General features: G+C 50.3%; 8 protein-coding genes. 1 reads left to right on the top strand and 7 read right to left on the bottom strand.

What is annotated here, in order from left to right:
* Together CBR65_RS18880 and CBR65_RS18875 are read right to left on the bottom strand one after the other, a co-directional pair.
* Positions 1 to 2,073 (bottom strand): glycoside hydrolase family 36 protein, encoded by a 2,073-nt coding sequence (locus tag CBR65_RS18880; RefSeq protein ID WP_087468289.1) that lies wholly within the window; start codon positions 2,071 to 2,073, stop codon positions 1 to 3.
* A gap of 9 nt (positions 2,074 to 2,082) precedes the next feature.
* Positions 2,083 to 3,204, bottom strand: a complete 1,122-nt coding sequence (locus CBR65_RS18875) for an amidohydrolase family protein (protein ID WP_087468288.1) — start codon at positions 3,202 to 3,204, stop codon at positions 2,083 to 2,085.
* 298 nt (positions 3,205 to 3,502) lie between these two features.
* Between CBR65_RS18875 and CBR65_RS18870 the strand changes: the two genes are divergently transcribed.
* Positions 3,503 to 6,361, top strand: coding sequence for a TonB-dependent receptor (locus tag CBR65_RS18870; RefSeq protein ID WP_087468287.1), 2,859 nt, complete (start codon positions 3,503 to 3,505; stop codon positions 6,359 to 6,361).
* A 72-nt stretch (positions 6,362 to 6,433) separates the two neighbouring features.
* Here the strand turns inward: CBR65_RS18870 and agaR are convergent, their stop codons facing one another.
* The 5 genes from agaR to CBR65_RS18845 all read right to left on the bottom strand — a co-directional run bounded on the left by agaR (position 6,434) and on the right by CBR65_RS18845 (position 12,626).
* Entirely contained in the window at positions 6,434 to 7,222 is a 789-nt protein-coding gene (agaR, locus tag CBR65_RS18865; RefSeq protein ID WP_198300809.1) for a transcriptional repressor AgaR, read from the bottom strand.
* A 199-nt stretch (positions 7,223 to 7,421) separates the two neighbouring features.
* Entirely contained in the window at positions 7,422 to 8,411 is a 990-nt protein-coding gene (locus tag CBR65_RS18860; RefSeq protein WP_087468286.1) for a BadF/BadG/BcrA/BcrD ATPase family protein, read from the bottom strand.
* Between the two features lie 68 nt (positions 8,412 to 8,479).
* Positions 8,480 to 9,670 (bottom strand): SIS domain-containing protein, encoded by a 1,191-nt coding sequence (locus CBR65_RS18855; RefSeq protein WP_198300808.1) that lies wholly within the window; start codon positions 9,668 to 9,670, stop codon positions 8,480 to 8,482.
* Positions 9,671 to 9,683: 13 nt separating this feature from the next.
* Positions 9,684 to 10,955: a D-tagatose-bisphosphate aldolase, class II, non-catalytic subunit gene (locus CBR65_RS18850; protein ID WP_087468284.1), complete on the bottom strand. Its 1,272-nt coding sequence runs from the start codon at positions 10,953 to 10,955 to the stop codon at positions 9,684 to 9,686.
* Between the two features lie 342 nt (positions 10,956 to 11,297).
* The gene (locus CBR65_RS18845; RefSeq protein ID WP_087468283.1) at positions 11,298 to 12,626 is read right to left on the bottom strand and encodes an endo alpha-1,4 polygalactosaminidase; all 1,329 of its coding nucleotides are present in this window, start codon (positions 12,624 to 12,626) and stop codon (positions 11,298 to 11,300) included.
* Between the last annotated feature and the right edge of the window lie 110 nt (positions 12,627 to 12,736).

Here is a 12,736-nt window from a genome sequence, read left to right as displayed (position 1 = left end):
TTATTCAAGCGGAATTGCCTCTATTAATAAGTGCTTTTTGAACGCAACGTTCAGTTGGGCAGTCGGGCCTGTGACGGTGGCAATTGGCTGGTTGTTTTCATAATCGTGAATGCGGTATTGGCGCTTCTCCAAACCACGCAGTTCGACTTTGCCGGACCAGTCGTCCGCGTAGAAGGCAAAGTTCATCACCTCACCTTTTTGGATGGCGTGTGCTTCCGGTCGATCAAAACCAATGTCATAAAGCTCGCCGCGATAGACGCCTTGCGACAACATTTTTGCTTTATAGATTTCAACCCATTTACGAAATGCTGCTTCTTTTTCCGGGGTGAGTAAGTAGTCTGTGTGCGCGTGATGATCGCTGGGCCAGGTGAATTTGGTACCGACAATCGCACCAATACCGACAGACGATGCAAAGTCACTGCCGCCATCACTCAACTCTACATGGTCACCAAAGTAAGGCGCGGATTCACCCATCAGCGCTTTTAATGTTTTTCCTTTGGTGCGAATTTGCCAGGAACTCAAAGGGTCTGAGCTAACCGTTTGATTGGTGTAGGGAATATTGTGGAAAGCGTATGCCGTACCGCAGGGGCAGAACTCAACAACCGAATCGCGATTAATGTCCTGGGCGGTGTCGAACACGAGCTTCCAGAAAGATTGCAAAGCTTCTACGGATTCTTCCGGGTGGCTGTGATTGTGCGCGGGGTTGTAACAGGGCGGCACGCCGTTCAGGTGATGGCCGTCGAGCTTGAGCCCTTCATAGCCCCAGGTGTCCATCATTGTCTTGACCAGTTGCTTGCTGTATTCGCGGGTTTTTTCGTAAGCGGGGCAGAGGTAGTAGCTGTCCCACCAGGTGATATCAACCGGCTTGCCCTCTTTATCGAGAATAAGCATATCTTCGTGCTCCTCAATCAAGTCGGTACCGGGATCGACGGCCAAAGGTGCCCACCAGACTTTAGCCTTCATGCCCGCCGCGTGAATTTTTTTTACCAATTCGCGCATGTCCTTATCACCGCCGGGAAATTTGGCGTGGTCCAGGTGCCAGTCACCTTCGGATGTTTGCCAGCCATCATCCAACACGGCCCATGTAAATCCCATGTCTTTTACTTTAGGCAGCGTGGCTAACACTTGCTCAAGGGTAAAGTTACGCTCATAGCCCCAGGCACACCAGATGGGTTCATAACTGGCTTCCGGGTAGTGCGGGCTTTTCAATCCTTGGGCTGCCATCAGCTGGCGATAGGTTTTTAAGGTGTTGTAGTAATCACCTGTGTGGGCGTGGAGAAATGTGCGGAAGGTGGTGACGGATTCACCGCTGGCGAGTGTCGTGGGGCGATCATATTCAATATGCAGGTTCGCGCCTTGTTGTGCCGGTGTATAGCTCACTGGCAGGGACACCAGCTTGGGGGTTGTTTCGATATGCCCTACGGCGAGGCCGACTTCTGAGCCCCAGACATCAGCCACGGGCGTGCCGCCGCCATAATCAGATGCATTCATTCCCATGTAATTTTGCTGTTCAAATCCCGGCGTTACCGGCGCTATCCAATCGCGACGATCCGAATAGGATGCGCCTTGATAAGACCAATAGGTTTCGCCCGATTGTTGTTGCGCCAGCTCATAGCGATGATTAACCCAGCGAGCAATACGCAACGGCGTTTGGCTGTCATTGGTATAGGTCACCGACAGAAAAATACTGGCCGGGTAATTGTCATATACCGAATAGATTAATTTTTTCTGTAAACCGTTTGGTGCAACGCCGATAATCGTGTGACGTTCGCCACGACCCAAGGCATCCTTCACGGGTTCGTGGCTGTGGCTTAGAAATGTGAAGTCAGCGATCACCTGCCCGTCTACCTCCACATATTCGCTTGCCTGGAAATGCCGTTGCAGCGCAAAGGGTTGGGCAAGATGGGAAGTCAATCGGCTGTGCAGTTTATTATCCAGTTCAAGAGTTAACAATTGATTGTCGATTTTTGCCACAACTGCCGAGCTGTTTGCTCCATCGCGCTGCACGAGGTTGCAGGCATGCAATGCGGTAGCCGTAATAAGAATGACGATGATGTTTATTAAATAACGCATGGATCTACCTCAATTATGCTGTGCGGTTTTATTATTGCTGAACGCTTTATTAAAAAAGCGCCGGGCATTGTTGTGGTACAGATCATCGATTACCGCGGCGGGTAATTTTAATCCCTTGAAAGGACCATTGAGATTTGACGAGCGCATCTCGTCATCGGACGTAAAATATTGCCAATCGGCCAGCCAGACATTGCGCGCTTCGGCCAGAAACTCTTCATCGCTACCGGTGGGGGGCTGGGTCAGATCGGTGGCATAAAGAATGCGATCACGATAGCGGATGAAAAAATTCCGCACCTTTTCATAGTCGTGCATGGATTGATATTGCAGCTGGCCGATGCGTGCGGCCATGTCGACAACGGCATGAGGATAGCGATCCAGAAATTTTGCCAGCTCGTCCACACTCCACTCCAGGCTCGCCATGTGCGCTCCCATAAAGCGGAGTGATGAATGCTGCTCCAGCATCTGATCCCGTCGCTCCATATGTTCTTCATAACCGGGAAATTCCGGGTGGTTATGCATGTGGTACTGCGGATGCTCGGCGAAATATTGCCGATCATTATTCACCGTCATCTCTTCAATAGGCAGCCAGCAATTTTTCGGTTCGGCCTGGTGCCCGATCAGTGGAAATTGCTCCTGCTCAAGGAAATCGAACACCGGCATCAGGTTTTTATTGTCGATCATCACCAGGCGCCCATCGGCTCCGCGAACATCCATGCCGACGTTTTTCCAGACCTTGACGGCGATAGCGCCCCGCTCCCGGGTAACGCGAATTTGCTCCAGGGTGTTACCTAACCAATCGGGTTCACCCCAGCCATCCATCGAAAAGGTGCTCGCGAAAGCAAATTCGCGGGGATAGCGCTGATATAAATCCTCGGTAATCGCCTGCTGAGTCGCAATGGGCGGAAAGTCAGGGTAATCGACATTAATGCTGATCAGGCGGAAGCCAAGCGCCCGGGCGCCACGGACAAACGCATCGTTAGCGCGGTTGATGTGAACATGCGCATCAATTTTCTCCACCCGAGAGAAGTCTTCGAGCGTGTAAAAGTCCGTTGGCGCCTGGCTTTTACAGGCAATCAGCAAGACACCGCACAAGAGGCTCGCCATCGTCCAGACAATTTTCTTAAGTTTCATTTTATATACCTTTGGTGGCTCATCAGACCCAATAATAGCCGTACAAAAAATATAATGAAACAAAAAATCATCATTAAATCGAAACAATTGCGTTAAATTGCTTTACTTCTGTTCAAAAACCTCATTATTATTCGTCAAAAGTCACACACCCTGGCTCTACAAACAACAAAAAATAACAATTTATCCATCAATCGAAACAAATTGCCGTCTGAAACATCATGTTTCTTTTTGTTTCGTTTCGATATTGCCCGCGCAAAAATATCAATAAGTCATTACGTGGTAATCATTGGAGGTTTGCATGAACATAGATCTACAATACCTGAGGCGTTCCGCCTTATCCCTGGCCATTGCCTTGGTTAGCAGCCCGCTTCTGGCCCAGGAAAACCCGGAGCAGGACGACGACATTGAAGTTCTCATCGTGACAGGAAAGCAGCAAAGTCTGGTGGACTCGCTCGCCGCCAAACGCAATGCAGATTCGGTGCGCGATGGTATTTCGTCTGAAGAGTTGGGGTTGTTTCCCGACGCCAATGTCGCCGATTCACTGGCTCATATTACCGGCGTGTCGGTGGAGCGCAGCCGGGGTGGTGAAGGCCAGGGCGTTAACATTCGCGGGCTGGGTGCTGAATTCAGTATCGTTACCATGAACAATCGTTTGATGGCGACAGACTCCGAAGGGCGCGAATTTGCGTTCGATGTGTTGCCGTCAGAAGTGATCTCGGAAGCCTGGGTGTATAAGTCTGTAACGGCCGCCACCCTGGAAGGAAGCATCGGCGGCGCGATCAATCTGGTCACCGCTCGCCCCTTCGATTACGACGGCAAGCAGGGATCATTTTCTATAGAAGGAAGTTACAACGACAAGGCGCGGGACACGGGTTATAAATTAACGGCGGTTGCCAGTAATACCTACGCTGATGACACTATCGGTGTTTTGTTTTCGGCGTTATACAGCGACTTGTCCATGCGCACCGATGAACTCAGCGATCTTCATTATGGTGAGAACTGGGATTGGGATCACGACGGCGACAAGGGTTATGTCGACTGGCAGGATTCGTCTTATATGCTGAAGATTCCCAGCACCTATGCGACCACGGCGCATATTGAAGACCGCGAACGCATTGCTTTTTCCAGTGCATTGCAATTTCGCCCCAATGACAAAGTCGACATCGTGCTGGATGGTCTGTACACCCGCCTCGACTCGCCCGCTTACGGTTATACGCAATCCTATTACATGATCGGCCGCTCATCGACCTGGTCGAATCCCATATTTGAAGGCGCGCCGACGGAGATGAATCCCGAGGGCACCATCCTCACCGGCATGACCATGGAGAACCTGATTCCTGAATTGGTTTCCATTACCGATCACCGCGTGGTTGATACGTATCAGGTGGGCTTGAACGGATCATTCCAGGCAACGGATACATTGAAATTTATCGGCGATATTTATGTATCCAACGCCAGTCGCAAGGCGGGCGGTAAAGATAAATTTGTGGTCGCACACGGCGTCGGCGGTTTGCCCAATACCGCAACCTTTAGCCTGACTCCTAACGGCTTGCCGAATATTGTTTTTGATTTCGATGAAAACAGTGAAGTGCAATCCATCGCTGATCTGGTTGATGACAGTCAGTTCGGGCCCCACTACTCGCAAACCAACGGCGTCGATATTGAAGATGAAGTGCAAGGCGCATCAATTATCGGCAACTGGGCACCGGAATCTATCGGCGGCTCTTTTTCTTTTATTGACGTGGAGCTGGCGTCTATTGATTTTGGTGTGACGTTCAACGAGCGCACCAAGGATCGCATGAAGTATGACAACCAGCACGCGCGCGGATTGTTTGATTCGGCACCCTTTACCTTTGATCAGACTGGCGTCAATGTTGTGCGCCCCTTTCCGGTAAAAGATTTTTTATCGGATATCTCGGGTGATTTCCCCCGCCAGTTTGTCGGCTTCGACATTGATGCGTATCAACAGGCGCTTGAAGCGGCTGACGGCAATCCCGCCATCATCAACCCGGATACCGGTGAACCTTATCCGGAAAATTATTCGGATAATGACGTACCGCTGTTTAATGCCAATGAATCTTTCAGCGTGACCGAGGAAACCCTGGCGGCTTATGTTCAGGCGAATCTTCAAAGTGATCGCTGGCGGGCCAACCTGGGCTTGCGTCATGTCACCACGGATACCACATCGAACGGCTGGCTGTGGGAGATTGAACGTATTGATGCACTGTCGGAATGGGATTATGTGGTTATCCATCGTGATCCGGAACCGATTGCAGAAACTAACAGTTATTCCAAACTATTGCCTTCGGTAAATATTGCTTACGACCTCAGCGATACACTGCAATTGCGCCTGGCTTATGCGCAGGTGATGGCAAGGGCTTCGTTGAATCAGTTATCGACACAAGTGGATGACGCGTCCGCCAGCTGGGGAGAATGGACGATCAATCGCGTAGGAAATCCACAATTATCACCAGTGGAAGCCGAGCAAGCTGATATTTCTTTGGAGTGGTATTTTACCGAGGGTTCAGCGATTACCGGGGCGATATTCAAGAAAAACATCAACGGTTTTATTCAGGACTGGCGAGAAAAATATCCCGGCGACCCTGATTCATTGCCGGTTTACCCGCGCCAGGTTTTTGGGACGGATGAATACATTCAACAACCTTTTAATGTTTTTGAGCCGCAGAACCTGGATAAAGCAAAAGTCCTGGGTTATGAATTTGCTTTCCAACATTTTTTCGATAGCGGTTTCGGTATTACGGCGAACTACACTTACATTGATACCGAGTCTTATATCAGCGGCGTCAAGGAAGGTGTTTTGGCTGGCGTGCCGGATACGACTTATTCTGCAACCTTACTTTATGGTGCAGATAACTGGAGCGCGCAGATTTCAGCTGACCATACCGAGAGTTACATTACCAGCCATTGGAGTCCGCTGAACGCTACCGGCGAGACAACCTATAAATCCACAGCGGACTCCATGACCTGGGTATCGGCATCGATCAGCTACAACCTGTTGGAGGATGCCGTCATTTACGCCGAAGTCAGCAACCTGATGAACGACAACTGGCATGCATACCAAGGGCGCAAAGACATCCCCGGCTCCTACTCTGAATGGGGCAGGAAGATGAATGTGGGATTACGTTATAAGTTTTAAATAAATACAGCGTAATAAAAAAGCCCGCAACTTGAGTTAGCGGGCTTTTTTATTTACCGGCATTCACACACATCAGTGCGCGTCAACAATAATCACTTCAACGCCCAGGCGGGCCAGACGATCACGGTAATCGGCTGGAATTTTATTGTCAGTGATCACTTTTGAAACCATATTCGGTTCCAGAATTTTATGCAGACAAATACTGCCGAACTTGGACGAGTCAGCCACCACAATCACTTCACTGGCGGCCTTGCACATCAAACGGTTTAACAAAGCTTCCGCTTCAAAATGCGTGGTAATGCCACGATCCATATGAAAGCCATCGACACCCAAAAATAATTTATCCACATGCAAATCAGCCAACGCCTGCTCCGCCTGGCTACCGAAGAACGACATATTCTTCATCCTCAGCGTGCCGCCCAACATCAGCAGGTTCAGGTGTTCGTGATGCGCAAGTTCGTTCATCACATTAAGGCCGTTTGTCACTACCGTCACGCCTTCCTTATCCGCCAGGTGGGTGGCAATTTGTAATGTGGTCGTACCGGAATCCAGGATGATCGAATCACCAGCCTCAACCAATTGGGCAGCCATCTTGCCGATGCTGCTCTTCTCTACCGCATGCAAACTTTGTTTTTGCTCTATGGCTTTTTCAGCAACGGTTAAATTCGCGTCGTTAAGAATGGCGCCGCCATAGGCGCGCATCGCAATGCCCTGCTTGTCGAGGAATTTCAAATCCTTGCGAATGGTGACGGTAGACACATCAAACATTTCAGCCAGCTCAGGCACCTGTACGCTGCCTTTGTCCTTGAGCATGCTTACAATTCGTTCACGTCTTCTGCTGGTATCCCGCATGGTAGTCATAAATAGTTCGAGCTCGATGTGCTGGCAAGGTGGAGTTTCAGAGTGATGAATGATAACGCCAATACCAACCGAAATGAAACATCTTTACTGCTTTGCTTTCATATCGGTCGGCTGGGTTCGTTATCAGCTAGGTTTGTTATCACAAGGAAAGGGGATGAATGAGTCTTATGCGATTGGCCAAGGTCGTTGACGAGCAATGCTAGGAAGTGAAACCCTCAGCAGCGACGATTTGTGCTTTCAGATCGGCCAGCGTCGCTTCATTGAAACTCACACCATCACACTTCGCTGCATATAAGGCTGCCCCAATCAGCGGCTCGTATAGCGGCGCCATCAGCCGGTAGCGCCGTACGGTGGCGTTAAGCATGGCTTCCATCGGTTCGAGAATAAGCGCACCGGCATTGAAAACGCCGCCGGAATAGGACACCGGAACGTCCTCATCAATCCCAAAGGCCAATTGCGCGCTGGTCGCTTCAATAATATCGACCAACTCCTGCGCGGCGAGCCGGAAAATCTCTCGCGCCTGGAGATCGCCCGCTTGCGCAGCCTGACTCACCAACACGGAAACCTTGGCAATCTTGCTGCGGTCACTGTGCCACTCGTTCAATGCCAAACCGCTTAAATCCAGATCGCTGTCCAGCGCGAGTGCAGAGCGGAAAATGTCGTAGAGTGGACCGCGTTCGCTGCGACCATCGCTCATGCGTGAAAATAATGTCAGGCCACACCGACCAATCCAGTGCGCCGATCCTTCATCGCCGAACAGTTCGCCCCATCCGCCACAGCGTGCCTGACGGCCAGCATTTTCGCCGTAGCTGATGGAGCCCGTTCCGGCCACGATGTTGATGCCGTCCTGGCAGCCGAGCGAACCAGCCCAACCGCAGACCATATCATTGCCACACCGGTATTTTCCCGGCGCTAGAAAACGTGCCGGAATCGCATTCAACGCGGCGACGGCGCGGCTGTCTTCACCGTAAGCCGGGAGACCAAAAAACGCATAACGAATATCATCCGCATGGCAACCGGCTTGTTGCAAAAGCGCAGCAACACCGCGCTGTAATACTTGTTCGACACCGTCGATGCCGATATCCACGTGATAAGTTCCACGCTCCTGGTGAGCAGCTAACAATTGGCCTTGTGCACTGATCAGCGCAAATGCTGTTTTGGTACCACCACCGTCAACACCCAAATACATACCACTACCTCGCCGGCCTTAACCATATAAACATCGCCGTAAATACGTGAGTTAAAACAGCGCTCGTTTTAATTGCCTGAGATGCCCGGACACTCATGGATAATGACGCCTTGCACCACGCGATTAACCGTGCCTGATGCGCTGGGCGTATCCGGCGTGTTATGCAATCGCAACGCATGATGAAACGCATACAGTTGTGCAAACACCACATAGGGAAACAATAGCGCATCGTCAGGTGAATCGGCCATGCCATCGACCAGCAAATAATCCCCATCGCATACGTCACCATCAGCGCGTGCAGCGACCGCTATCACCTGCCCGGCTTCTGCATCTTTGCGCAATTCGCGCAGCAGATCCAGGTCGTATTTGCGCATGTAGTCATCATTGGAAATATACACAACCACCAGGGTATCGCTATTCACAATGGATTTCGGACCATGACGAAAACCCAGCGGAGAATCGAACGCTGTTACTGTTTTTCCGGCCGTTAATTCCAACAACTTTAATGAAGATTCCTGGGCAATAGCTTTGAATCCGCTACTGCCGAGATAGACAACGCGACCAAAATTTTTATTGGCAATGTCCTGAATGCGCGCGGATTCATTGGCAATCAGCTGACTGACAGAACCAGCAATCACATCGACATGTTTGGCAAAACGTGTGATTCCGGAAAAAATCGATATCGCCGACAACAACATGCTGCTGAAGCTGGACGTCATGGCAAAACTTTGGTCGTTGGTTTGCTTCGGCATCAACAGTGCCAAGCACCTTTCGTTTTGCGCGCAATGCCGGTAAAGCTCGCCTTCCGCATTGCAGGTGAGCACCAATTGATAACAGTCCTCTACACATCTTTCGGCCAGCGACACAGCGGCAACACTCTCCGGACTATTGCCGGAGCGGGCAAATGATACCAACAAGGTCGGGACTGTTTTTTGCAGGTATTGCAGCGGGTTTGATACCAGTTCAGTCGTCGCAATGGACTCTATGCGCAGAGATAATTTTTGCTGCAAACTCGGCGCAATACTCGCACCGGCAAACGCCGAGGTGCCGGCGCCGGTAAAGATAATGCGCAAGCCAGGTTTGCGCAGCAGGGGACGCAAAAACTGTTCAATAACATCGGCATTACTTTCCAGAAAACCTTGGGCAGACAACCAGGCATCCGGTTGCTGTTCAATTTCTCTCGCTGTCCAGTATGCGCCTTTTTCTTTCAAGGCTTCTTCGGTGTATCCCAGGTATGAGCTACTTACATCATTCATCATATTCTCCAACCTATTACTGGCACGCACTGGAATACTGACCCAGGATCTCTTCAATTTTATGCATCAATATTTCTCGTGGAGAATTGTTGATTACACCGTTTCGTATCGCCAGGTATTGCGATGGCAGGTACTGACTGAGCAAGGTCAACGGCGGCTGCTTGGCCGAAAGATTATTGAGCAGTGCTTCCATGGCTTTTTCCACCGCCGGGAAGGGCCAGTAATAACGAATGCGATCACTTAAACTGTATTGCAAATCAATCGTCAGTTGCCGGTCGGTTGAGTGATAGTACTTGTTCCAGTATTTCGGATTCTCTTGCATGACCGTGGCAACAATATGTTTTATCCGCGAGGAGGTTTTTTCATCCAGCCACTCCTCTTCTATACACGCCAGCGCCCAAACCGCTTCGCGCAACGCGAAGGTTACACCCGGCCCCACTTTCAGGATCGCAAAATGGTCTTTCACCAATTGGCTCAAATTAGCGGGCGTTTGATAATCGGTGGAGTGTGCTTCGTACACCATGGTCGGCTGGCTCTCAATCATCTTGCTAAGGCTGACCGCTTTGGTCGGCTGATAATCAATAACCTTGTGGTGATCAAACTCAACACCCGGCTGGACTACCAGCCCAACAACGCGCGGCCACACTGTGTCCAAACCAGCTTGCGCGAACGCTTGCTGGTGCGCCTCGATTGTAGCCAACGCCGCTTCCGGTGAGGTCGCTTGTAATTCATGCAGATCTTCTTGCGCACCACCGGGCACCGGCACCTCGGTACCCACGATATAAACCGGTGGCTCTCCACCGGCTTCGTGCCATGCCGCTTCGGCCACGGCGCAGAGACGCGCTGCGCGCTTTGCCACGATGGCATCGTTTAGCGGGACCGGATCACCACTACAGGACATGGAGCAATCCAGGTGAATCTTGCGAAAGCCCGCCAGCACATATTGCCGAATAAGCTCATCAGACCTATTCATTGCTTCTTCTGAAGGCAGATCCTGCCAACAGTTGGGCCCCAGGTGATCGCCACCCAGCACCAGGTTTTCGCGCGGGAAATCAACCTCGCCTGCAATGCGGTATACCAACTCACGAAAATCTACCGGCAGCATACCGGTATAGCCACCAAACTGGTTGACCTGGTTCGATGTGGACTCAATCAGTGCTATGCCGCCCGATTTTTTGGCGTGGCGCAAGGTCGCCTCTATCACCAGCGGCTGCGCTGAGCAGACCGAATAAATACCGACGGGTCGTCCCATCTTATGCTGCTTGATCAAATCCAGTATTAATTTCATTTGATTTCAACTACTCCCATGCCTGACAAAAACTTACGATAAGCACTGTATAAATCGCTGAGCAGGACTGATTTTCTTTCTTTACGTTCTAAAATAATTCACGAACAGCGTTTTAAGCCTCATTATGAAACACAAAACAACCAATGTAAATAACTTAAGTTTCATTAAGTTATTTTTTGCATTTTAAGCAAGATCTTTAGGTTGCGAGGAGGAATTTCTAGCGCAGGCCGGTAGTAGCCGGTACGACAATAGGGCAAAGGGGCGTAACGCGGAAAAAAGGAAAACGAAAGATCACCTGTACCTTTCGTTTTCCAAGCGGATGTCTATGCAGCGAAGACAGTGTTAATAGTCTTCACACCCAACGCGCCAGGCGTTCAGTGATAACTTTTTCTTCAACCAGAATAATTGCATGGCATTGGCTTGCAGGCAGAAGTTGGCCGCCGAGCCTTGATACTCAACACCAAATACCGCTTTACCGGCATTGGTAAATATTGAGTAGTTGTTGCACTCGTTATATTGGAAGCACTGTTCGTTCAACGCCCAATCAAAATAATCGACCAGATCGGCGAGTTGATCGACATCATTTTTTAAACCAACGGAGAGTCCGCGCGCGTGAGCTTCCTGGGCGATCCAGCGGTTGTAGTTAATTTGGTCCTGATAAGTCAGCGGGACATCAACTTCGCTAAGATTTGTATAGGCATCCATGTTATCCGGCTCTACAGCGTCGCAGCCTTTTGTTACCGCCAGATCCAGACGACTACGCATGATCGGGCCCAACAAATCTATACGGCGAATATCCAGCCAACGCTCGTCCCACTCCGCCATGTTGCCGGCGAAGGGTGGTTCGCTGCCGCTATAACTTTCACCAGTGATGAAGGGGAAAAACTCCTGCCAGTCCGGGCGCCAGCCTTCGTAGGTTCCCGCACTGAAATAACAAACCACGATGCGACCAGCCGATTGCAAACTTTGAATTTGTGCTGCTGACGTATCGAATAAATCAACATCATACATATCGACATCCAGGCTGGTATCCAGGGTGCCGCTAATTTGCCATTGCCAGGTCAGGTTATCTGTCGGGCTCGGCTTCCACCAATCACCGTCATCACCGCCGCCACCCGTGGATTCTTCCGTGGTAACCTCAACCGCCAGGAAGTCCACATTGCTTACATCATACGCATTATTGGAGCGATAGCGTATACGGATTTCGCCATTGGCATTGATGTAATGTTGCGGATTGGCCGTGATGGAAAATGCCTGCTGAAACCACACCCAGGCATTCGCATTGGTGTTATCGCCCAGCAATTCCCAGGTACCGGCATTGTTATTGCGGATTTGAAAAAACCAGCGCTGATTGCTGATCCCTTCACCGAGCGTATTCGCTTTCACCACAAGTTGCTCTAACACCTCACTGCTACTGACAGGCGTGTAGGTAAATTTGAATTCGCCGATAAAGCGCTGATTGTCCGGTGCCGCTTCAATATAGGTTGCCCAGTCGTCGGCAGTGCCACTTTGTTGCGCGACATTCAGGACACTCAGACTTTGCGAACTGATAGAACCTTGGGTGATAGTGGTGCTATCAACATATAGCGTGCTGGTACCCGCGCTGACACGCATCGCTATCAGCCAGAAAAAAATCAATGTTGTTACAAAAGCCATCTTTCTGATTTGCATTGTGATTCCTCATTCCGTAGTGGTTAAACATTATTGACTTGCAATGATCAGCATAAACAACATCAAACGCTTATTATTGTTATCTACTTTCCAGGTCACACCGATGAGGA

This window comes from Cellvibrio sp. PSBB006, assembly GCF_002162135.1.
Classification (GTDB): domain Bacteria; phylum Pseudomonadota; class Gammaproteobacteria; order Pseudomonadales; family Cellvibrionaceae; genus Cellvibrio.
Note: the sequence above shows the minus strand (reverse complement) of the source record. Positions and strands in the feature narration are given on the sequence as shown.